The organism is Enterobacter cloacae complex sp. 309I3 (genome assembly GCF_050031595.1).
GTDB lineage: Bacteria > Pseudomonadota > Gammaproteobacteria > Enterobacterales > Enterobacteriaceae > Enterobacter > Enterobacter cloacae.
The window spans coordinates 3,803,030-3,823,940 of record NZ_JBLGWI010000001.1 but is presented as its reverse complement, the minus strand read 5'-3'; the positions used below and the strand labels follow the sequence as shown (position 1 = coordinate 3,823,940).

The 20,911-nt window shown below is 56.4% G+C and carries 21 protein-coding genes; 17 read left to right on the top strand and 4 right to left on the bottom strand.

Annotated elements, in window-relative coordinates; genetic code table 11:
- Positions 1-66 precede the first annotated feature (66 nt).
- From ACQG22_RS18255 to ACQG22_RS18230, 6 genes are all read left to right on the top strand, one after another.
- Positions 67-672 carry an ankyrin repeat domain-containing protein gene (locus ACQG22_RS18255; RefSeq protein WP_040023527.1) on the top strand — a complete coding sequence of 202 codons (606 nt, stop codon included), beginning with the start codon at positions 67-69 and terminating at the stop codon, positions 670-672.
- A 106-nt stretch (positions 673-778) separates the two neighbouring features.
- Entirely contained in the window at positions 779-2,320 is a 1,542-nt protein-coding gene (gene fdrA, locus ACQG22_RS18250) for an acyl-CoA synthetase FdrA (RefSeq protein WP_369706677.1), read from the top strand.
- On the top strand, positions 2,320-3,735 hold the full coding sequence (locus ACQG22_RS18245) for a DUF1116 domain-containing protein (protein ID WP_180978486.1): 1,416 nt from the start codon (positions 2,320-2,322) through the stop codon (positions 3,733-3,735). Before fdrA ends, ACQG22_RS18245 begins: the two co-directional genes overlap by 1 nt.
- An 11-nt stretch (positions 3,736-3,746) precedes the next feature.
- A complete protein-coding gene (locus ACQG22_RS18240) occupies positions 3,747-5,327 on the top strand; it encodes a xanthine permease (protein ID WP_040023525.1) in 1,581 nt (526 codons plus the stop codon).
- Positions 5,324-6,280 carry a carbamate kinase family protein gene (locus ACQG22_RS18235; RefSeq protein WP_013098404.1) on the top strand — a complete coding sequence of 319 codons (957 nt, stop codon included), beginning with the start codon at positions 5,324-5,326 and terminating at the stop codon, positions 6,278-6,280. Before ACQG22_RS18240 ends, ACQG22_RS18235 begins: the two co-directional genes overlap by 4 nt.
- 1 nt (position 6,281) lies before the next feature.
- Positions 6,282-7,661 carry an amidohydrolase family protein gene (locus tag ACQG22_RS18230; protein ID WP_369706678.1) on the top strand — a complete coding sequence of 460 codons (1,380 nt, stop codon included), beginning with the start codon at positions 6,282-6,284 and terminating at the stop codon, positions 7,659-7,661.
- 95 nt (positions 7,662-7,756) lie between these two features.
- Here ACQG22_RS18230 and ACQG22_RS18225 read toward each other — a convergent pair whose 3' ends face one another.
- The gene (locus ACQG22_RS18225; protein ID WP_013098402.1) at positions 7,757-8,677 is read right to left on the bottom strand and encodes a LysR substrate-binding domain-containing protein; all 921 of its coding nucleotides are present in this window, start codon (positions 8,675-8,677) and stop codon (positions 7,757-7,759) included.
- Between the two features lie 215 nt (positions 8,678-8,892).
- Between ACQG22_RS18225 and ACQG22_RS18220 the strand changes: the two genes are divergently transcribed.
- From ACQG22_RS18220 to ACQG22_RS18205, 4 genes are read left to right on the top strand one after another with little or no spacing between them, the layout of a single operon-like run.
- Positions 8,893-10,224: an MFS transporter gene (locus ACQG22_RS18220; RefSeq protein ID WP_038980953.1), complete on the top strand. Its 1,332-nt coding sequence runs from the start codon at positions 8,893-8,895 to the stop codon at positions 10,222-10,224.
- Positions 10,225-10,259: 35 nt separating this feature from the next.
- Positions 10,260-11,009: an SDR family NAD(P)-dependent oxidoreductase gene (locus ACQG22_RS18215; RefSeq protein WP_023620857.1), complete on the top strand. Its 750-nt coding sequence runs from the start codon at positions 10,260-10,262 to the stop codon at positions 11,007-11,009.
- A 12-nt stretch (positions 11,010-11,021) separates the two neighbouring features.
- Positions 11,022-11,867, top strand: a complete 846-nt coding sequence (locus tag ACQG22_RS18210; protein WP_013098399.1) for a transketolase — start codon at positions 11,022-11,024, stop codon at positions 11,865-11,867.
- Positions 11,867-12,865: a transketolase family protein gene (locus ACQG22_RS18205; protein WP_201749379.1), complete on the top strand. Its 999-nt coding sequence runs from the start codon at positions 11,867-11,869 to the stop codon at positions 12,863-12,865. Before ACQG22_RS18210 ends, ACQG22_RS18205 begins: the two co-directional genes overlap by 1 nt.
- Before the next feature lie 37 nt (positions 12,866-12,902).
- Here the strand turns inward: ACQG22_RS18205 and ACQG22_RS18200 are convergent, their stop codons facing one another.
- On the bottom strand, positions 12,903-13,505 hold the full coding sequence (locus ACQG22_RS18200; protein WP_038980949.1) for a short chain dehydrogenase: 603 nt from the start codon (positions 13,503-13,505) through the stop codon (positions 12,903-12,905).
- Between the two features lie 97 nt (positions 13,506-13,602).
- On the opposite strand from ACQG22_RS18200, the gene ACQG22_RS18195 reads away from it, so the two are divergent.
- The 3 genes from ACQG22_RS18195 (at position 13,603) to ACQG22_RS18185 (ending at position 16,295) form a co-directional block, all read left to right on the top strand.
- Positions 13,603-14,490, top strand: coding sequence for a LysR substrate-binding domain-containing protein (locus tag ACQG22_RS18195; RefSeq protein ID WP_369706679.1), 888 nt, complete (start codon positions 13,603-13,605; stop codon positions 14,488-14,490).
- A gap of 19 nt (positions 14,491-14,509) precedes the next feature.
- Positions 14,510-15,691, top strand: coding sequence for a PLP-dependent aminotransferase family protein (locus ACQG22_RS18190; protein WP_038420464.1), 1,182 nt, complete (start codon positions 14,510-14,512; stop codon positions 15,689-15,691).
- 85 nt (positions 15,692-15,776) lie between these two features.
- A complete protein-coding gene (locus ACQG22_RS18185; RefSeq protein ID WP_369706680.1) occupies positions 15,777-16,295 on the top strand; it encodes a DUF6622 family protein in 519 nt (172 codons plus the stop codon).
- Between the two features lie 2 nt (positions 16,296-16,297).
- Here the strand turns inward: ACQG22_RS18185 and ACQG22_RS18180 are convergent, their stop codons facing one another.
- Complete coding sequence (locus tag ACQG22_RS18180) at positions 16,298-16,717, bottom strand: nuclear transport factor 2 family protein (protein ID WP_038980946.1); 420 nt, start codon at positions 16,715-16,717, stop codon at positions 16,298-16,300.
- 98 nt (positions 16,718-16,815) lie between these two features.
- Here ACQG22_RS18180 and ACQG22_RS18175 point away from each other — a divergent pair, with 98 nt between their 5' ends.
- From ACQG22_RS18175 to ACQG22_RS18160, 4 genes are all read left to right on the top strand, one after another.
- Positions 16,816-17,541 (top strand): helix-turn-helix domain-containing protein, encoded by a 726-nt coding sequence (locus ACQG22_RS18175; protein WP_369706681.1) that lies wholly within the window; start codon positions 16,816-16,818, stop codon positions 17,539-17,541.
- An 865-nt stretch (positions 17,542-18,406) separates the two neighbouring features.
- Positions 18,407-18,856, top strand: a complete 450-nt coding sequence (locus tag ACQG22_RS18170) for an STM2901 family protein (RefSeq protein WP_040023496.1) — start codon at positions 18,407-18,409, stop codon at positions 18,854-18,856.
- Entirely contained in the window at positions 18,850-19,176 is a 327-nt protein-coding gene (locus ACQG22_RS18165) for a DUF1493 family protein (protein ID WP_040023494.1), read from the top strand. The genes ACQG22_RS18170 and ACQG22_RS18165 overlap by 7 nt, the downstream gene beginning before the upstream one ends.
- 14 nt (positions 19,177-19,190) lie before the next feature.
- Positions 19,191-19,676: an Hcp family type VI secretion system effector gene (locus ACQG22_RS18160; RefSeq protein ID WP_029882108.1), complete on the top strand. Its 486-nt coding sequence runs from the start codon at positions 19,191-19,193 to the stop codon at positions 19,674-19,676.
- A gap of 64 nt (positions 19,677-19,740) precedes the next feature.
- Here ACQG22_RS18160 and ACQG22_RS18155 read toward each other — a convergent pair whose 3' ends face one another.
- Entirely contained in the window at positions 19,741-20,910 is a 1,170-nt protein-coding gene (locus ACQG22_RS18155; protein ID WP_086528237.1) for an HlyD family efflux transporter periplasmic adaptor subunit, read from the bottom strand.
- Position 20,911: the final 1 nt, after the last annotated feature.

Sequence of the window (20,911 nt, the reverse complement as noted above, 5' to 3'; positions counted from 1 at the left end):
CGGATTCTTTTCTGAAAGGGCTGTTGCTATTCTCAGGTCATCAGCAACACACCATCGGGAGTCTGTATGTCTGCGAACGAACTTGTGACGGAATTTTTACTGGCGGCAGAGCAGGGTAATGTCGACGCGCTAAAAGCCTGCCTTGAGAAAGGTGTCGATATTAACGCCACCAACCGTCAGAAAAGAACCGCCATTGTTATTGCCAGCCTGAAAAAACATTACCCCTGTGTCGCGTTATTAATTGACGCCGGTGCGGATATAGATAAACAGGACCAGACCTGTTTTAACCCCTTCCTGATAAGCTGCCTGACCAATGATTTAACCCTGCTGCGGCTTGTTCTGCCCGCCAACCCGGATCTGGACCGCCTGACGCGCTTCGGCGGAGTGGGGATTACGCCCGCCAGTGAGAAAGGGCATGTGGAGGTTGTCCGCGAGCTGCTGGAAAAGACCGATATCAACGTTAATCACACCAACTTTGTCGGCTGGACGCCGCTGCTGGAAGCCATTGTCCTGAATGACGGCGGCCCGAAACAGCAGGCGATCGTGAAGCTGCTGCTGGACCACGGTGCGAATCCGCACATGACCGATAAATACGGTAAAACCCCGCTCGAACTGGCGCGGGAAAAAGGCTACCACGCGATAGCTGATCTGCTGCTGGCGGCGGGCGCGTAATTTATTCGGCCAGCCTGTTTCCGGCTGGCCCCCATTTCAAACGTATTTTTCCGACGTGCATTTTGCACGACGGCGGCCCCCTTTTATCCGCATTCAGGAGAAAATAATGCCCACAAAAATCGTGATTAAAAAGAACACGTATTTTGACTCCGTCTCATTAATGTCCGTTTCCACCAAAGCCAATAAATTGCCGGGCGTTGAGCAGGCCTTTGTAGCGATGGCGACGGAAATGAACAAAGGCGTATTAAAAAATCTCGGGCTGTTAACGCCGGAATTAGAGGATGCGAAAAACGGCGATCTGATGATCGTCATTAAAGGCGATGCGGCTAATGATGAAACCCTGGCGGCGATTGAAGCGTTATTTAACCGAAAAGAGAGCGCGGGCACCCATGAAGCACGCTACGCGACTCTGGCCAGCGCGAAAGCCCATCGTCCCGACAGCAACCTGGCGGTGATTTCAGTAAACGGCATGTTTGCGGCACGCGAAGCGCGCAAGGCGCTTGAAAACGATCTCAACGTGATGCTCTTTTCCGATAACGTCTCCCTCGACGATGAGCTGGCGCTCAAGCAGCTGGCGCACCAGAAAAGGCTGCTGATGATGGGGCCAGACTGCGGCACTGCCATCATCAACGGCGCAGGACTGTGCTTCGCCAACGCCGTACGCCGCGGGTCGATAGGCATTGTCGGGGCGTCCGGCACCGGTAGCCAGGAGCTGAGCGTGCGCATTCATGAATTTGGCGGCGGGGTATCGCAGCTGATTGGCACCGGCGGGCGCGATCTCAGTGAAAAAATCGGTGGTCTGATGATGCTCGACGCCATCGACATGCTGGAGGCCGACGATGCCACCCAGGTCATCGCGCTGATCTCCAAACCGCCAGCGCCAGCGGTGGCAGAAAAGGTGTTGGCGCGTGCCCGGGCCTGTCGCAAACCGGTCATCGCCTGCTTCCTTGGACGCAACGAACCGCCCGCCGATGAAGACGGTCTGCAGTTCGCCCGCGGCACCAAAGAAGCGGCCCTGAAGGCCGTGCTGCTCACCGGTATCAACAAAGCGTCCCTTAACCTGCATCCGCTCAACTGGCCCCTGATTGAAGAGGTGCGCGCCCGTCTCACTCCGCAGCAGAAATACATTCGCGGTCTGTTCTGTGGCGGCACCCTGTGTGATGAAGCGATGTTCGCCGCGCTTGAGAAGTACGACGACGTCTACAGCAACATTCAGCCCGATCCGGCGAAACGCCTGCGCGACATTAACGTCAGCCAGGCTCACACCTTCCTCGATTTTGGGGATGACGATTTCACCAACGGCAAACCGCACCCGATGATCGACCCGACCAACCGCATCAGCCGCCTGCTGCAGGAGGCGCGCGATCCGGAAGTGGGCGTAATTGTGATGGACTTCGTGCTGGGCTTTGGCGCGCATGAGGATCCGGTCGGCGTGATGCTCGATGCCATTAAAGAGGCGCAGGCGATTGCGAAAGCCGATAACCGTCCGCTGGAGATCCTCGGCTATGTGTTGGGCACCGACCAGGATCCCCAGTCGCTGGCGCAGCAGTGTCAGCTTTTGACCGATGCCGGCGTGATCTGGGCCAGCAGCAGTACTAACACCGGATTACTGGCACGCGAATTTGTCTGCAAAGGGGAGAACGCCTGATGACCACCTTATTCAACCAACCGCTGAACGTCATTAACGTCGGTATTGCGCTGTTCAGTGACGATCTTAAAAAACAGCACGTCCCCGTCACCCAGCTCGACTGGGCACCGCCGGGGCAGGGCAATATGCAGATCGTCGAAGCGCTCGACCAGCTGGCCGCGGAGCCGCTTGCAGAGAAGATCGCTGCCGCCAACAAGATTGCGCTGGAGCGCATCATTCAGTCCCACCCGGTGCTGGTGGGGTACGACCAGGCGATTAACGTTGTGCCGGGGATGACCCGTACCACCATTCTGCATGCCGGTCCTCCGGTGAGCTGGGAAAATATGTGTGGCGCGATGAAAGGCGCTGTCACCGGCGCGCTGGTGTTTGAAGGGCTGGCGAACGATCTGGAGGAGGCGGCAAGGCTGGCGGCTTCAGGCGACATCACCTTCTCGCCGTGCCACGAGCACGACTGCGTGGGCTCGATGGCGGGCGTCACCTCCGCGTCGATGTTTATGCATATCGTTGAGAATAAAACCTACGGCAACCGCGCCTACACCAACCTCAGCGAGCAGATGGCGAAGATCCTGCGCATGGGCGCCAACGACCAGAGCGTCATTGACCGTCTGAACTGGATGCGCGATGTGCTTGGCCCGATGCTGCGCGACGCCATGAAGATTATCGGCGAAATCGATCTGCGCCTGATGCTGGCCCAGGCGCTGCACATGGGTGACGAATGCCACAACCGCAACAACGCGGGCACCACACTGCTGATCCAGGCGCTGACGCCGGGGCTGATCCAGGCGGGTTATCCGGTGGCGCAGCAGCGCGAGGTATTTGAGTTTGTCGCCAGCAGCGACTACTTCTCCGGCCCGACGTGGATGGCGATGTGTAAGGCCGCGCTGGACGCCGCCCACGGCATTGAGTACAGCACCGTGGTCACCACCATGGCGCGTAACGGTTACGAGTTTGGTCTGCGCGTCTCTGGCCTGCCAGGGCAGTGGTTCACCGGCCCGGCGCAGCAGGTGATTGGCCCGATGTTCGCGGGTTACAAGCCGGAAGACTCCGGGCTGGATATCGGCGACAGCGCCATCACGGAAACCTACGGTATCGGTGGCTTTGCGATGGCGACGGCCCCGGCGATTGTCGCGCTGGTGGGCGGTACGGTGGAAGAAGCCATCGACTTCTCCCGCCAGATGCGCGAAATCACCCTCGGTGAAAACCCGAACGTCACCATTCCGCTGCTGTCGTTTATGGGCATTCCAACCGCTATCGACATCACCCGAGTCGCAGGCAGCGGCATTCTGCCGGTCATTAACACCGCCATTGCCCACAAAAACGCCGGTATTGGCATGATTGGCGCGGGCATTGTGCACCCGCCGTTTAGCTGTTTTGAAAAGGCGCTGTTGACCTTCCGCGATCGCTACTTTTTATAAGGCAAGCATCCATGAAAAACATGAAACTGGAGTGGAAAAGAGGTGACTGGGCGGCATATTTCGGGCTGATGACCAACAACCTGACCAATTTGCTGACCATGATGGGGTTGCTCATTTTTGTCGTCGGCATCCCGAAGGAGATTGTTTATGGACGCATCGCACCGGCCTTCGGGCTGGCGGTGCTGGTGGCGAGCGTCTGTTACGCATGGTTTGGCCTGCAGATGGCGCGCGCCACCGGACGAACGGACGTCACCGCGCTGCCGTCTGGCCCGAGCGCGCCGTCGATTTTTACCGTCACCTTTCTGGTCCTGATGCCGGTCTACCAGCAAACCGGTGACGCGGATTTTGCCATTCAGATCGGTCTGGTGTGGTGCTTTGTCGAGGCGATGATTCTGGCGGGCGGCTCTTTCCTGGGGGAGACCATCCGCAAGATGATCCCGCGTACCGTGCTGCTCTCGTGTCTGTCGGGCCTGGGTCTGTTGCTGCTGGCGATGAACCCGATGCTGCAGGCGTTTGAAGCGCCCACCGTGTCGTTCATCGTGCTGCTGCTGATCTTCATTAACTGGTTCGGCAAAAAACCGATCTTCGCCAGGATCCCGACCGGTCTGCTGTTGTTGATTGCTGGCACGGTGTTAGCGTGGATCTCCGGCCTGCAAAGCCCGGAGGCAATCAAAGCCTCGATGTCCTCTTTCGGCTTTAACCCGCCCGAAGTCCATGTAGAAGGTTTCCTGCAGGGCTTGCCGCACGCGCTGCCGTACCTGGCGTCTGCCGTGCCGCTGGGGCTGGCGAACTACATCTTCGACCTGGAAAACATTGAAAGCGCCCACGCGGCGGGAGACGAGTACCCGACCCGCAAGGTAATGCTGGCGAACGGCCTGGCCTCCATGCTCGGCTGCCTGATGGGCAATCCGTTCCCGGTGACGGTCTATGTGGGTCATGCGGGCTGGAAAGCGATGGGCGCCAGCATCGGCTACACGCTGGCCTCCGGCGTGACCATGTTTATCGTGCCGCTGTTCGGGCTGGGGGCGTTTATGCTCGCCATCATTCCGATGACCGCCATCGTGCCGATCCTGGTGTTTATCGGCGTTGTCACCGCCAACCAGGTCGTGAGGGAAACGCCCAAAGTGGAGGTGCCCGTGATTTTCATCTGCCTGTTCCCGTGGATCGCCAACTGGGCGTTGACCATGATGAACAGCGTGATGGGCGCGGCGGGCACCAGCGCGGCGAAAATCGGCACCGACGTGCTGCACAGTAAAGGGATCTACTACGAGGGGCTGGTGCATCTGGGCAGCGGCGCACCGCTCGCCAGCATGCTGTGGGGCTGCATCGCCATCTTCGCCATTATCAACAAACCGCTGCGCGGGGCCATTGCCGCCGCCGGTGGCGCGCTGCTGGCGCTGTTTGGCGTGATCCACGCCCCGGTGGTGGGCTTTGCCGAAGGCAGTTCGCTGATGTTTGTGACGGCGTATCTGATGATGGGCGGCATGTTTGTGGTGAAGCATGTGCTGGATATCTCTGTTAATCCCCCTCTCCCTGTGGGAGAGGGCCGGGGTGAGGGCACCAGAACGCACCTTCTAAAGGAAACAAAATGAAAGAGCTTATGGTCGTCGCCATCGGCGGCAACAGCATTATCAAAGATAACGCCAGCCAGTCGGTTGAACATCAGGCGCAGGCGGTAAAGGCGGTGGCAGAGTCGGTGCTGGAGATGCTGGCCTCGGACTATGACATCGTGCTTACCCACGGCAACGGCCCCCAGGTGGGGCTGGATCTCCGCCGCGCTGAAATTGCCCACGAGAGGGAGGGACTGCCGCTCACGCCGCTGGCTAACTGCGTGGCGGATACGCAGGGCGGTATCGGCTACCTGATCCAGCAGGCGCTTAACAACCGCCTGTCTGCGCGCGGTGAGCAAAAAGCGGTCACCGTTGTCACTCAGGTGGAGGTGGATAAAAACGATCCGGGCTTTAGCCACCCGACCAAGCCCATCGGCGCGTTCTTCAGCGAAGCGCAGCGCGATGAACTGCAGCAGGCGCATCCGGACTGGCACTTTGTTGAGGATTCTGGTCGGGGCTATCGTCGCGTGGTGGCGTCGCCGCAGCCGTTACGCATTGTTGAAGCCGATGCCATCAAGACCCTGACGCAAAAAGGCTTTGTGGTAATTGGCGCGGGCGGCGGCGGTATTCCGGTGGTGCGCACTGAGCAGGGCGATTACCAGAGCGTTGACGCGGTGATTGATAAAGATCTCTCCACCGCGCTGCTGGCGCGCGAGATCCGCGCCGACGTACTGGTGATCACCACCGGGGTCGAAAAAGTGTGCATCCACTTTGGCAAGCCGAATCAGCAGGCGCTGGACACGGTGAGCGTGGCGCAGATGACCCGTTACAAAGACGAGGGCCATTTCCCGGCGGGCAGCATGCTGCCCAAAATCGTCGCCTCGCTGGAATTTTTACGCCATGGCGGCAAGCGCGTGATCATCACCTCGCCAGACTGCCTGCCCGCCGCGCTGCGCGGGGAAACCGGTACCCATATTGTTAATGAAGGAAGATAAGATGAGTGAAAATAAAAGCCGCCGTGAATTCATCAGCCAGAGCGGCAAAATGGTCACCGCCTGCGCGCTGTTTGGCGCGACTGGCTCCGTCGCGTATGCTGCCGATTCCGCAAAACCAACCTGCGAGACGGGCAAACCGATGAACATCACCGCTAAACACTACTACCTGGACAACGTGCTGCTGGAGGCCGGATTTAACGTCGACGGCGGCGTGGCGACCAGCACCCGCACCGAGCTGAAAACGCTGGAGATCAAAGACGGGAAAATTGTCGCCCTGCGGGATAACAAAAGTCACGCGGACGCCACCCTGCCGCACTATGACGCAGGCGGCAAGCTGATGCTCCCGGCGATGCGCGATATGCACATTCACCTGGATAAAACCTTCTACGGCGGCCCGTGGCGTTCGCTCAACCGCCCGGCGGGTACCACCATTCAGGATATGATCCGCCTTGAGCAGAAGCTGCTCCCCGAACTTCAGCCTTATACCCAGGAGCGCGCCGAAAAGCTGATCGATTTGATCCAGTCGAAAGGCTCCACCCTCGCCCGCAGCCACTGCAATATTGAGCCGGTCTCGGGCCTGAAGAATCTCGAGAACCTGCAGGCGGTGCTGGCGCGTCGCAAGCCCGGATTTGACTGCAAGATCGTGGCGTTTCCACAGCACGGCCTGCTGCTGTCGAATTCCGAAAAGCTGATGCGCGAGGCGATGCAGGCCGGGGCGCACTACGTGGGCGGGCTGGATCCAACCAACGTTGACGGGGCGATGGAGAAATCTCTAGACACCATGTTCCAGATTGCGCTGGATTATGACAAAGGGGTGGATATTCACCTGCACGAAACCAGCCCGGCGGGCGTGGCGGCGGTGAACTACATGGTCGAAACCGTGGAGAAAACCCCGCAACTGAAGGGCAAACTGACCATCAGCCACGCCTTTGCGCTGGCCACGCTCAACGAGCAGCAGGTGGACGAGATTGCCACCCGCATGGCGGCGCAGCAGGTGACTATCGCCTCCACCGTACCCATCGGCACCCTGCACATGCCGCTGAAGCAGTTACGCGATAAAGGCGTGTTTGTCATGACGGGCACCGACAGCGTGATCGACCACTGGTCTCCGTACGGCCTGGGGGACATGCTGGAAAAAGCGAATCTCTACGCCCAGCTCTATATCCGCCCTAATGAGCAGACGCTGTCCCGCGCTTTAGGTATTGCGACCGGTGACGTGCTGCCGCTGAACGACAAAGGTGAACGCGTCTGGCCGAAAGCGCAGGACGACGCCAGCTTTGTGCTGGTGGACGCCTCCTGTTCCGCCGAGGCGGTGGCGCGCATTTCACCGCGCACCGCGACCTTCCATAAGGGGAACCTTGTCTGGGGCACGGTGGGTTAATGTGCATTTTTCCCTCTCCCGGTGGGAGAGGGTTGGGGTGAGGGCAACAGGCCGCAGATTTTGTAGGTCGGGTAAGGCGAAGCCGCCACCCGACGTTACAGATGATAACCCGACAGCCGCAGCTCCCGGTCAATCCACTCAACGAACTGCTGGATCTTCCACGCGCGTTCATGCATATGCGGCATTACCAGATGATGCGCGTTAATGGCGATCCCCATCTCATCCGGCAGTACCTGCACCAGTGAGCCATCTTTCAGGTGGTCTGTCGCCATCATTTTGCTCTCAAGGATAAATCCCAGCCCCATGCGCGCCGCTTCAAAGCTCATATAGGAGCGGTCAAAGCTGAGGCTGAAGTTGAGCCAGGGCCTGTCGATATTGTGCCAGGCGAACCATTTTTCCCAGTTCACCAGAGTGCTGGTGGACGAGATGAGTGACTGTTGCAGCAGATCGGTGGGTGTGCTGATGGGGTGTTTTTGCGCATACTCCGGCGAGGCCAGCACCACCAGCGTGTCGTTTTTTATGGTCATCACCCGGTAAGCATCCCAGTCCGGGATACCGTGGCGGATATCAATATCAATATTATCTCTGGCGAATTGCAGATTCTCATAGGAGCAGGTGAGATTGATGGTGATATCGGGATATTCGGCGCGAAACTTACCCAGGCGGCGCAACAGCCATGACAACCCGAAGGTGGGCGAGGAGTGCACCCGAAGCACGGCGTTATCTTTCTCTTTGACGATCTGATCGGTGGCGCGTCCGATGGCGCTCATCGCCGCCGAGACCTCCCGCAGATATTTTTCTCCCGTTGGGGTGAGCTGAACCCCTTTGCCGCTGCGGATGAATAATTTCTTGCCCATCCACGACTCCAGCGACGCGATCTGATGGCTGACCGCGGAGGGGGTGACGTTGAGCTGTTCGGCCGCCTGATGGATGCTCAATGCGTTAGCGACGGCGATGAATGCCTGCAAATTTCTGAGCGAGGGCAGTGATAACGTCTGGCGATCCTGCGCGGACATAGCCTACTCCTGTCATGTTTATTGATAAAAAACATAACATTGAGATGACATGCGGGCAATTTTATCCCGAGGTTATTTTTTTGAGCTGTATCGCGAATCAAATTTATCTCAGCAATAAATGAGGTTTATTGAATGGTGTTTCATTCATGAGCCGATATATTGACCTTGAACGTAAAAATAAAACGACTCACGTTGTTCGAATAATGAGGTAAGTTATGTCTCGTATAGAACATGCTGTCCCCTACATAAACACTAAAAAAACCAATTACCGTTTCGTTGTGCTGGCATTAATTTTTATTGTGTATGCCATTAACTATGCTGACCGAACAAATATTGGTGCAGTACTGCCCTTTATCATTGATGAGTTTCATATTAATAATTTCGAAGCCGGTGCCATCGCCAGTATGTTCTTTTTGGGGTACGCATTGAGCCAAATTCCAGCGGGCTTTTTTATCGCCAAAAAGGGTATTCGCGGCATGGTGGCGCTGTCGATATTCGGCTTCTCGGCGTTTACCTGGCTGATGGGCACGGCAACCTCGGTTCTTGGGCTGAAGTTTATTCGTCTGGGGCTGGGGTTAACGGAGGGGCCGTGCCCCGTCGGGCTGGCCTCCACCATCAATAACTGGTTTCCACCCAGGGAGAAGGCCACCGCCACCGGCGTCTACATCGCGGCCACCATGTTCGCGCCGATCCTCGTGCCGCCGCTGGCGGTGTGGATCGCCATGACGTGGGGCTGGCGTTGGGTCTTCTTCTCCTTCGCGATCCCCGGTCTGGTCATTGCCGTTCTGTGGTATCTGCTGGTGCGCACCAGACCATCAGAGAGCGCATTCGTCTCTAAAGCCGAACTGGAGACCATTACTGTGGGTCAGGAGACGCCGGACGCCAGACGGGAAAACATCGTGATTTCACCGGGCTTTGCGCGCCTTGACCGCCTGATTCGCGTGCGGGACTTAGCCCCGGTGAGCACGGTAAAAGGGCTGTTTACTTCGAAGAATATCCTCGGCGACTGTCTGGCCTATTTCATGATGGTCAGCGTGCTGTATGGCCTGTTGACGTGGATCCCGCTCTATCTGGTGAAAGAGAAAGGCTTTACGTTTATGAGCATGGGGCTGGTCGCCAGTATGCCGTGCATCGGCGGATTTATCGGGGCGATTTTTGGCGGTTACGTATCCGACAAACTGCTCGGCCGTCGGCGTAAACCGACCATGATGTTTACCGCCATCAGCACCGTGTTAATGATGGTCATCATGCTGAATATTCCGCAAAGCACCGTTGCGGTTTGCGTGGGGCTGTTTTTTGTCGGCCTCTGTCTGAATATCGGCTGGCCTGCTTTTACGGCTTACGGTATGGCCGTTGCGGACAGTAAAACCTATCCGATAGCTGCGTCAATTATCAATAGCGGCGGAAATCTCGGCGGATTTGTTTCCCCGATGCTGGCGGGTTTTCTGCTGGATAAAACAGGAAGTTTTAACTCTGTATTTATTTATTTCGGTGTTTGTGCAGCGATTGGCCTATTTGTGATTATGTTGCTGGATGAACCGAAATAAAAAATAAATTCCTTTTACCATAGTGGAGTAAATATATGCTACTGAAAGATAAAGTCGCCGTTATTACCGGCGCGGCTTCTGTACGCGGTTTGGGTTTTGCCACGGCTAAATTATATGCCGGGCAGGGTGCGAAGGTAGTGATTATCGATTTAGATGCTGAGGCCAGTCGGGCAGCGGCGGCGAATCTGGGTGAAGAGCATCTGGGCCTTGCGGCGAACGTCAGCAATGAATTACAGGTCAATGCCGCCATTGAGCAGGTGCTGGGAAAATACGGGCGCATCGATATTCTGGTGAATAACGCCGGAATTACTCAGCCGATTAAGCTGATGGATATTAAACGCGAGAATTACGACGCGGTGTTGGACGTCAGCCTGCGCGGCACGCTGCTGATGTCTCAGGCGGTGATCCCCACCATGCGCGCGCAGAAGTCGGGCAGCATTGTCTGCATTTCATCGGTATCAGCACAGCGCGGTGGCGGTATTTTTGGCGGCCCCCACTACAGCGCGGCTAAAGCAGGTGTGCTGGGCCTGGCGAAAGCGATGGCCCGCGAACTGGGGCCGGATAACGTACGCGTAAACTGCATTACACCCGGCCTTATCCAGACGGACATCACCGCAGGCAAGCTGAGCGATGAGATGAAAACCGCCATCCTGGCGGGCATTCCGCTTAACCGCCTCGGCGACGCGCAGGATATTGCCCGCGCCGCGCTGTTCCTTGGCAGCGACCTTTCGTCTTACTCCACCGGTATCACGCTCGACGTGAACGGCGGCATGCTGATCCATTAAGGAGACTCGACGATGACGGATACCACAGTTCAACAGGTTGCCGCGGCGGCATGGCGTATTCGCCGCTATGCGCTGCGCATGGGCGAAGTGCAGGGGCAGGGCTACATCGGGCAGGCGCTGGGCTATGCCGACGTACTGGCCACCGCGTTTACCCACGGTATGAACCTCAAGCCGGACGAGCCGGAGTGGGAAGGTCGTGACCGTTTTCTGCTTTCCCACGGTCATTACGCCATTGCCTGTTATGCCGCTCTGATTGAAGCCGGGATCATTCCTGAAGAGGAGCTGGAGACCTACGGCTCGGACGACAGCCGCCTGCCAATGTCCGGTATGGCAACTTACACGCCGGGCATGGAGATCTCCGGTGGTTCGCTGGGACAGGGGTTAAGTATTGGGGTCGGCATGGCGCTGGGGCTGAAGCACAAGCAGAGCGCGGCATGGGTCGTTAACTCCATGTCGGACGGTGAGCTTGACGAAGGATCAACCTGGGAAGCGGCTATGTCTGCAGCGCACCATGGCCTGTCGAACCTGATCGTGCTGGTGGACATTAACCGCCAGCAGGCAGACGGCAATTCGCACAAGATCCTTGGCTTTGAGCCGCTGGAAGATAAATGGACCTCGTTCGGCTGGTATGTGCAGCGCGTAAATGGCAACGATGTCCCTGCGCTGGTGGCGGCGTTTGATAACGCCAGACGCTATCCGGAAAACCAGCCACGCGTCATTTTGTGCGACACGCTGATGGGCAAAGGTGTGCCTTTCCTCGAACAACGTGACAAGAACCATTTTATTCGCGTGGATGCTGACGAGTGGCAAAAGGCACTCGCCGTGCTGGATGCCAACAAACCTGAAGGAGTGCTGTAATGAGCCAGATAACGGAGAAAAAACCGCGTTTAACCACGTCGGCCATGATTGCCTCTATTGCGGAAGACGGCCAGGAGACGCGCTCTGCACCGTTCGGCCATGCGCTGGTGAAGCTGGCGGAACAGCGCCCGGAAGTTGTCGGTATGACGGCGGATTTGTCGAAATATACCGATCTGCATATCTTTGCCCAGGCGTATCCGGAACGTTTCTTCCAGATGGGGATGGCGGAGCAACTCTTGATGGGCGCGGCCGGGGGAATGGCAAAAGAGGGGTTTATTCCCTTCGCCACGACATATGCGGTCTTTGCCACCCGTCGTGCCTACGATTTTATTCATCAGGTTATCGCCGAAGAGCATCTCAACGTGAAGATATGCGCTGCACTGCCGGGGTTAACCACGGGCTACGGTCCGAGCCACCAGGCGACGGAAGATATTGCGATTATGCGCGGTATTCCGGGGATGACCATCATCGATCCCTGCGACGCGATAGACACCGAACAGGCTGTACCGGCGATCGCGGCGCACAATGGGCCGGTGTATATGCGACTGCTGCGCGGCAAGGTGCCGGTGGTGCTGGACCAGTACAATTACCAGTTTACGCTGGGCAAAGCCGCGCTGCTGGAAGAGGGGAGCGACGTCCTGATCATCGCCTCAGGGCTAATGACCATGCGCGCGCTGGAGGCAGCAAAGCAGCTGCGTAAGGATAACGTCAGCGTGGCGGTACTGCACTCGCCCACCATTAAACCGCTGGATGAGGAGACCATTCTGGCGCAGGCCGCGAAACCGGGACGGCTGGTTATTGTGGCGGAAAACCACAGCAGCGTTGGCGGGCTGTGTGAGGCCGTCGCGTCGCTGTTAATGCGCAACCGCGTGAACGTGGATTTTGATACCGTCGCACTGCCGGACGCGTTCCTTGATGCGGGGGCGCTGCCAACCCTGCACGACCGCTACGGGATCTCAACCACCGCTATGGTGGAGAAAATCCGAAGCAGGCTCTGATCGTGACGGGGCGAGCGTTCCTCGCCCCTTTCCTGCTTCAGTAACCCACCTTATACACCCGCCCGGTCTGCACCCCTTCCACGCTACGGCGATAGGCTTGCGCCACGGTGGCGGCCGGCACGCTTTCAAAGCCTGGGAAGAAGCCGTCGTACGTTTCGACCGATTCGGTGAGGACCGTCGGGCTTATCAGGTTGATGCGGATCCCGCGCGGCAGCTCGCAGGCGGCAGCGCGAACAAACCCTTCCAGCGCGGCATTCACCGTGGTGGCATTGACGCCCTGCGCGATGGGCTCGTGCGCCACAATCCCGCTAATCAGGGTAATGGAGCCGCCATCGTTCAGGTAGTGCTGGCCGGTCAGCGCCAGGCGCACCTGTCCGAGCAGTTTATCCTGTAACCCCTGATTGAAATCGCTGTCTTTCATGGTGGTGAGGGGGCCAAAGTACAACCCGCCGCTGGCGGAGACAATCGCATCCACACGACCGACCTTCTCAAACAGCGCCTGCACGCTCGCCTGTGACGTAATATCCACCTGCTCATCGCCCTGCGTGCGGCCCACGCGGATCACTTCGTGGCGGCGACTGAGCGCCTCCGTTACTGCGCGACCGACCGTACCGCTGGCACCGATAATGATGATTTTCATAGCCGACTCCTCATGTTGTGAGTCTTCATTCTTTAATAAATTAAAAGTCGGATAAACTGGGCTAAAGTTAGAAGATTGCTAACCAGAGGTTTGTAATATGGATAAGCTTCGCGGCATGGAAACCTTTATCGCCGTAGTGGAAAGCGGCAGTTTTACCGGGGCGGCCTCCCGGCTGGATATGTCGTCGGTGATGGTGGGGAAGTACATTGCGCTGCTGGAATCCGAGCTTGGCACCCGTCTGCTGGAGCGCAATACGCGACGTCAAAGCCTGACCGACGCCGGGCGGGTCTATTATGACGAGGCGAAGCGGGTGCTGGAGCAGGTGGCCATTGCCGAAAGCGCAGTGGAACGTCTGCGCGCCGCACCAGCGGGCACCCTGCGCGTGACGGCACCTACGTCGTTTGGCGGCTGCGTTATCGCGCCGCTGACCGCCACCTTTCTGCAGCGCTATCCGGCAGTGCGTATCGAACTGGATCTCACCAACCGGATGGTGGATCTGGTGGAAGAGGGGGTCGATCTGGCCATTCGCATTGGTGATATTCGCAATGACGATCTGGTGGCGAAATACCTGTGCCCTTACAACATGGTGATCTGCGCGTCGCCGGATTATCTGACGCGCCACGGTACGCCGCAAACGCCAGCCGATCTGGTGGACCATCTCTGCCTTTCCCACACGGTATGGACCGCGCGCAACGAATGGCGGTTACCGGGTGTGGAGGGCGAAGTGCGCTGGAAGCGCGATGCCATTTTACGATGCAACGACGGCTACGGCTTACGCATGGCGGCGCGCGCCGGGGCAGGGCTGCTTCTGCAGCCGGAGGTGCTGGTGGCGGAAGAGCTGGCAAGCGGCAGGCTGGTTCGGGTTCTGGAGCCGTTTACACCCGCGCCGAGGCCGGTGCATTTACTGTGGCGTCAGGATTTACGTCCCCTCCCGAAGCTAACGGAATTTATTGCTCATATTCTGCTAAGATTGGGCACAATATAAAAAAGAAGGTAATCAAAGAATGTCTGCAAACAAACTCGCCAGCAGCGCGCAGGGCCTGCAATCTTCCGCCATCCGTGAATTATTAAAACATAGCAAAATGGCAGGCGTCATTTCGCTGGGTGGGGGTATTCCTAACCCGGCTTTGTTCGATCACGAAGGCCTGAAAATCGCCGCTGATGCCGTACTGTCGCAGCATTTTGGTGAAGCCTTCCAGTATGGTCTGACCGAGGGTGTGCCGGGACTGCGGGAAGAGATTCAGCGCATCTGCGAAGGGCGCGGGATCCGCTGCAAAGCGGATGATGTGGTCGTGACCTCCGGTTCACAACAATCCCTTGACGTGCTGGCGCGCGCGTTAATTAATCCGGGCGATACCGTCGTCGTCGAACGCCCAACCTATCTTGCTGCGCTGCAGGTCTTTGGTCTGGCGCAGGCGAATTTCGAATCCGTTGGCACCGATGGCGACGGCATGAAAGTGGATGAACTCGAAGCCCTGGTGGCAAATAAACCCATCAAAGCGGTTTATATTGTGCCGACATTTGGTAACCCGGGTGGCGTTACGCTGTCTGAGGCGCGCCGTAAACAGCTGGTGGAACTCTCGAAGCGCTATGACTTCGTGATTATCGAAGACGATCCGTACAGTGAAATTAATTACACCGACGAAGTTTTCCGCCCGTTAATTGCCCATGCCAAAGATATCGGCAACGAAGAGAACGTGGTGTATACCTCAACCTTCTCTAAAATTCTCGCGCCGGGCACCCGTGTGGGCTGGGTGCTGGTGCCGGAGTGGTTGAAGCGTGCGGTGGTGAACCTGAAGCAAACCACCGATCTGCACACCAGCACGCTGTCGCAGCTGATGACTTACGAATACCTGAAAACCGGGCGTCTGGCCGGGCAGATCAAAATGATCCGCGAAGCCTATCGTCAGAAGTACCAGACGTTCGCCAACGAACTGGAAGCCGAGCTGGGCGATGTGATGTCGTTCCACAAGCCGAAGGGCGGCATGTTCCTGTGGGCGAATATGAAAAATGGTAGTAATACCACGCGCTGGCTGGAAAAGACGTTAAGTAACGGCGTAGTATTTGTGCCGGGCGAATTTTTCTACTGCAATGAGCCAGACCATTCGACGCTGCGTATGTCGTTTGTCACGCCAACGGATGAAGAGCTGAAAGAGGCGGTTCGTCGCCTGAAAAAATCGCTGTAAAAGACCTGCGCATAATGGCGTTCCTGCCGTTATGCGCAATACGCGTTCAGGGCGGCAGGAGCCGCGATCGTCCATGGTGATCTCCATGTTTGAATTTCTGCTCGGTGTCGTTACGCACACACCCGCCTGGGTGTGGGTGCTGTTTATCTTCCTTATCTACCGCGGCATTAAAGCCCGCAAGCCCGCCACCGTGACGCTGGAGCGGCTTGCTATCATTCCGGGCATTTTTCTTATCTGGGATATTTACGATCTGGTGGTCTATCGCACGCTGACTCCTGCGACTGTTGCATTGTGGACGGCGGGGATCCTTGCCGGTGCGGCACTGGGGTACTTCCTGATTAAGCAGGCGGCTATCACCCGAGCTGAGGCACCGCGCAGCCTCTACCGTCAGGCAGACTACACCGCGCTGCCGTTTATGATGCTGGCGTTCGCGGTGAAGTATGTGCTGGGCGTGATGAGCGCCATCTCTCCCCATACAATGCAGCAACCCGCCATGAGCGCGCTGGCGATTATCTCAGGCGGGGTATTTGCGGGCGTGTTTATCGGGAAATTTGCGCGTTATGTTGAGGTATATAACCGTAGCGTACCGCGCCCGGCGGAGTGACGTTACTCTGTCGCATGGGCCAGCGTGCGATCTGAAGCATCGCCGCTGAGGGCCCGCGTGACTTCATGGATCCGCCAGATTTTCCCTTCACGCAGCGCGGCAAACAGGTAAACCTCGATCTCTGCCTGACGACCGCCAGGATACGTGACCGTCACGATATGCCGGTCAGCCAGAAGTTCGTTATGACAGGCTATCTCCGCCACGGTAAAGGCGATCGTGCGAGTCTGCGAGCTGACGTGGCTCAGGTGCTGGATAAATCCCCGGTAATCAAGCGTGTGACCGTCCGTAACCTGCTGGTAATCGGGCGTAAAGACCTCTGCCGGATCGATATCGCCGTTGAATAAGCGGGTTAACAGGCACGCCATCTTTTCGCGCTGCGCGGCGTTGTCGGTGTCGGCTATCAGGGATGTGATTATGCTCATTAAGGGCTCCTTATGTGGTTTAGTCGCCATTATCCTTGACAGCCGAAGACGCAGTTTCTGTAATACGCCGATGAATAACGATTTTCGGTCAAAATGATATGGTCAGTACTGAGACGCTCCTTCATCCTGGCGGGTACCGAACCCCCTGGCACAGCCATCGCGCTGGGCAGCTGTGGCGCATTGCAACGGGTCTGCTGGTGATTGAGTCGCAGCGGGGGCGCTCGGTCGTACCGGCAAAACACATCGGCTGGATCCCGCCTGGCAATCAGCACGCCGCCTTTTCTGAAAGCGCGATAGAAGGCAGCGCCATCTATCTTGACCCCGCCTGCTGCGCAAGGCTTCCCGATGTGCCCGCCCTGTTCGAGCCCGACGATCTTACCCATGCACTGTTTTCCCGCTTAAGCGTTGCTGAAAGCGAGTACGATCCGCGAAAGCTCACCCTGCTGCTGGATGAGCTTGCCGTGGCACCCCAGGTGCACTTTACTCTGCCCGTGCCGACGGATCCGCGTCTGAAGGACGTGGTCAGGCATTTGCTGCAGTTTGTCGATGATAATCAGACGGTTGAGAACCATGCCCGCCAGGCGGGGATGAGCGTGCGTACGTTCAACCGTCGTTTTCGTGCCCAGACCGGAATGAACTTCGTTAACTGGCGGCAACTGGCGCGGGTAATGCAGGCAATGGAGTGGCTGGCCGCGGGGAAGCCGGTGGGATGGATTGCGCTGTCCTGCGGCTACAACAGCGTCAGCGCATTCATTGAGGTTTTCAGCGCGTGGACCGGTAAAACGCCGGGGCAGTGGGCGCTTAAAGAAGCCCCTTTTGGGTGAAGGTAATGCGCGTGGCGTCGTTGAGATGCGTAATTTTTCCTGGTTATTCATAATTAACGTCCTGTTTATAAATATAAAACAGGTGCGGTATGATGCCCTCACCCCGGCCCTCTCCCACAGGGAGAGGGAGAAAACCACCTCAACCCAGCAACGCGATTCCAGCCTCCGTCCCTGTAAGTGCTCAGGGATAGGCTCCAGCAGCATTGGGCGGAGCAGGGCAAAAGTCGAGGCAAGACGACCGCAGAGGGCTATTTTTCTCGCGGGATTGGTCTCTTCCACCAGCGCTTCGCAATAGCGTTGGCAATTGTCGGCAAGATCGATGAAGTCGGTGTTGCAGTCGAAAGGGGTCGTGAAAAGTGCGTTACTGGTGTTCATATGACAGTTTCCATTAAGTGATTAAGACACTGCCAGAGAAATGCCAATTTCCCGGGTGGCAGGACTGAACGGAGTTGGCATTACCGGCCTTAATGGACACCGGCGCGTCTTGCGACGCCCCCGCCCAGCCCACCATTGGAATGTAGCCAGACGCACGGCGCAACAAGAGCTTACGCCGCCATTAAGTTTAACCGGGATGCCAATCCCGACGCCAGATTTTGCTGGCGTGGGAGGAACATACGCCCGAAAAGCCGTTAGAAAAAGTGGGGATGAAAGGATAAGTTACATTCTGCGAGGCTGCTTCAGAAAAAATGGAAAATGAGGAATGCGTTCAAGCCAAAAATGTTTCACCTGACGAGCAAATATTTTCCGCCGCACATAATACTGCCGGTTTATAAAATTAGGAATTTATAAAGGTCTATTTTATCAACATTGCGGTCAAAGTGGCGTATGGTATTTATTCTTAATAAGAATGGCTATGAAGGTGTGTATGGATACCGTCGAGGCGCTTAATGGAACCTACTTCTATAAAGGAATTTGCAACATATCGGCTGGTGAACTGTTTTTCTGGATTTTGTTAGATAAAATTGAAGAGCAGTTTGGCGGCATAGAGGATGCACTAACAATGAGTTGTATCATTTTAGGATTGCCGATATTAAAGACCAGAAATAAGCCCTACGGAACAACAGCAGGAACATCTATAGCATCAAAATATTTACGTCAATATCTCAATGTAGAGTTACCTGTAAGATTACCGACGTTAACTGAAGCGAGCATTGCCACTTTAAAACCTAAGTATGTGACAAATTTGGGGGCCTTTATCGGGAGAGGCCTACCAGTGATTGGCTGGACATTGGTAGCCAGCGATTTGGCTCAAATATGCTATAAGACACTTAAAATGTATAACACGATTGCTCATAAGAAAGACCGGATATGGTAACTGAACAAGAGGTTTTGGCTTTTTTTCAGAATGAATTGCCCGTTATGGGTACATTTACCGGCAAGCTCATACCTTTGCAGTTAGATGATATTTTACAAGACTATGCAGAGGATGATGATTTAGCCATCTGTATGGATAAATTCAGCGAACGATTCAATATTGATATAACGCTGATGAATTACAATGCCTATTACCCATGGTTTCACACATGGTTTTTTCGAAAATGGTTTACGGATAAACCCGTAAAGCAAATTTCTAAGCCTTTAACGGTGAGGATGTTCGCCGAATCTGCGAAAGCGGGAAGATGGTTATATGATTAATAAGGAGGAAAATGATGGCTGTACCGGTCCATTTATGGCTAAAAGATGATGCAGGGAATCTGATTAAGGGGTCATCTGACGTAGAACATAGAGAAGGGAGTATTGAATTACGTGGTTTGACACATAATTTAAGTATCCCGGTTGATGGGACAACAGGAAGACTCACCGGAACACGTCAGCACGCTCCTTTCCTGTTTGAAAAAGAAATTGACAGCGCATCCCCCTATCTTTATCGGGCTGTTGCAACAGGGCAAACTCTCAAATCTGCAGAGGTAAAGTGGTACCACATTAATGATGCAGGGCAGGAAGTTGAATACTTCAATATTTTACTGGAAAGTGTAAAAGTTGTTTCTATTACGCCAATTATGCACGATACACGTAACTGTCCGGGAACAGGGCACATGGAAAGCATTCAACTGCGCTACGAGAAAATCACATGGCGTTATGTTGATGGAAATATTCAATACTCCGATGCCTGGAATGAGCGAGCTACGGTTTGAAGTGCAACAAACTGCCTCCGCTCTATAAATAGAGTGGAGGCATGCCCTGTTCATCCTGCAAAGATCACCGCTCCCTCAGCGCTTCCTTCGCCCGGTTAAACGGCTTAATCATATAATCCAGCACCGTTTTCTCTCCGGTTTTAATATCCACCGTCGCAATCATCCCCGGCACAATTGAGAAGTGCCTGCCTGCTTTATTCACCAGGTAATCCTGGCTGGTGCGGATAAACACCCGGTAATAGAACACTTCCGGCTTGGCTTCGTCCTGGATGGTGTCCGGGGAAATCGTCTCTACCACCCCGTGCAGCCCGCCGTAAATGGCGTAGTCGTAGGCGGTGATTTTGACCAGCGCTTCCTGGTTCGGATGGATAAAGGCGATATCGCGCGGCGAGAGGCGGGTTTCGATCAGCAGGTGATCGTCCACCGGCACGATCTCCATCAGCTCGCCGTTGGGCGGGATCACGCCGCCGATGGTGGTGACCTTGATGTTTTTCACGATCCCGCGCACCGGCGATTTCACCGTCAGGCGCGTGACGGAATCCTGACGGCCTTTCAGGATCGCCGAGACCATATCCACCTCCGCGTTGGCTTTGGAGAGTGCCTCGCGCGCCTGAACGTAATACTGCGAGCGCACGTCGGTGAGCTTCAACTCCAGGTCACTTTTCTGCCGCTGCAGGCGCAGCACCTCTACGTGGCTGGCGGCCCCGGTTTTGACCAGCCGCTGGGTGATCGCCAGCTCCTTATTGGCGAGATCTAACGCGGCACGCAGCTCCCGCTGGGTATCCTCAAGCTGCGCGCGGCGGGAGTTATAGAGCCGCGTTTCGTCCGCAATCAGCTCCGGCCATTCCTTCAGCGAAGGGGGGAACTTCAACGGCAGATCGTTCACCTCGGCATACAGGCGCGCGCTGGAAGCCAGCGAGGCGCGATAGCGTGCCGCACTTTCGCCGACGTTTGATTCTGAACGCGTGGGATCAAGGCGCGCCAGCACTTGTCCGGCCTGCACCTGATCGCCCTCGTGGACGTTCAGCTCGGTGAGGATCCCCCCGTCCAGCGACTGTAAAACCTGCTCGCGCGAGCTGGGGATCACTTTGCCGGTACCGGTTGAGACCTCATCCAGCACGCCAAACCAGGCCCAGATCCCGAGGACGATAAACAGCAGCAGAGAGAGGATCACGATTCGTCGCGCGCCGGTGTAGCCGCTTTCAGAACCGAGCGCATTATCCAGATCGTCCATT

What these genes read in the sequence shown, in the direction of transcription:
- ACQG22_RS18255 (WP_040023527.1), top strand. Translation starts at nt 67, where the DNA reads ATGTCTGCGAACGAACTTGTGACGGAATTTTTACTGGCGGCAGAGCAG.
- fdrA (WP_369706677.1), top strand. Translation starts at nt 779, where the DNA reads ATGCCCACAAAAATCGTGATTAAAAAGAACACGTATTTTGACTCCGTC.
- ACQG22_RS18245 (WP_180978486.1), top strand. Translation starts at nt 2,320, where the DNA reads ATGACCACCTTATTCAACCAACCGCTGAACGTCATTAACGTCGGTATT.
- ACQG22_RS18240 (WP_040023525.1), top strand. Translation starts at nt 3,747, where the DNA reads ATGAAAAACATGAAACTGGAGTGGAAAAGAGGTGACTGGGCGGCATAT.
- ACQG22_RS18235 (WP_013098404.1), top strand. Translation starts at nt 5,324, where the DNA reads ATGAAAGAGCTTATGGTCGTCGCCATCGGCGGCAACAGCATTATCAAA.
- ACQG22_RS18230 (WP_369706678.1), top strand. Translation starts at nt 6,282, where the DNA reads ATGAGTGAAAATAAAAGCCGCCGTGAATTCATCAGCCAGAGCGGCAAA.
- ACQG22_RS18225 (WP_013098402.1), bottom strand. Translation starts at nt 8,677, where the DNA reads ATGTCCGCGCAGGATCGCCAGACGTTATCACTGCCCTCGCTCAGAAAT.
- ACQG22_RS18220 (WP_038980953.1), top strand. Translation starts at nt 8,893, where the DNA reads ATGTCTCGTATAGAACATGCTGTCCCCTACATAAACACTAAAAAAACC.
- ACQG22_RS18215 (WP_023620857.1), top strand. Translation starts at nt 10,260, where the DNA reads ATGCTACTGAAAGATAAAGTCGCCGTTATTACCGGCGCGGCTTCTGTA.
- ACQG22_RS18210 (WP_013098399.1), top strand. Translation starts at nt 11,022, where the DNA reads ATGACGGATACCACAGTTCAACAGGTTGCCGCGGCGGCATGGCGTATT.
- ACQG22_RS18205 (WP_201749379.1), top strand. Translation starts at nt 11,867, where the DNA reads ATGAGCCAGATAACGGAGAAAAAACCGCGTTTAACCACGTCGGCCATG.
- ACQG22_RS18200 (WP_038980949.1), bottom strand. Translation starts at nt 13,505, where the DNA reads ATGAAAATCATCATTATCGGTGCCAGCGGTACGGTCGGTCGCGCAGTA.
- ACQG22_RS18195 (WP_369706679.1), top strand. Translation starts at nt 13,603, where the DNA reads ATGGATAAGCTTCGCGGCATGGAAACCTTTATCGCCGTAGTGGAAAGC.
- ACQG22_RS18190 (WP_038420464.1), top strand. Translation starts at nt 14,510, where the DNA reads ATGTCTGCAAACAAACTCGCCAGCAGCGCGCAGGGCCTGCAATCTTCC.
- ACQG22_RS18185 (WP_369706680.1), top strand. Translation starts at nt 15,777, where the DNA reads ATGTTTGAATTTCTGCTCGGTGTCGTTACGCACACACCCGCCTGGGTG.
- ACQG22_RS18180 (WP_038980946.1), bottom strand. Translation starts at nt 16,717, where the DNA reads ATGAGCATAATCACATCCCTGATAGCCGACACCGACAACGCCGCGCAG.
- ACQG22_RS18175 (WP_369706681.1), top strand. Translation starts at nt 16,816, where the DNA reads ATGGTCAGTACTGAGACGCTCCTTCATCCTGGCGGGTACCGAACCCCC.
- ACQG22_RS18170 (WP_040023496.1), top strand. Translation starts at nt 18,407, where the DNA reads ATGGATACCGTCGAGGCGCTTAATGGAACCTACTTCTATAAAGGAATT.
- ACQG22_RS18165 (WP_040023494.1), top strand. Translation starts at nt 18,850, where the DNA reads ATGGTAACTGAACAAGAGGTTTTGGCTTTTTTTCAGAATGAATTGCCC.
- ACQG22_RS18160 (WP_029882108.1), top strand. Translation starts at nt 19,191, where the DNA reads ATGGCTGTACCGGTCCATTTATGGCTAAAAGATGATGCAGGGAATCTG.
- ACQG22_RS18155 (WP_086528237.1), bottom strand. Translation starts at nt 20,910, where the DNA reads ATGGACGATCTGGATAATGCGCTCGGTTCTGAAAGCGGCTACACCGGC.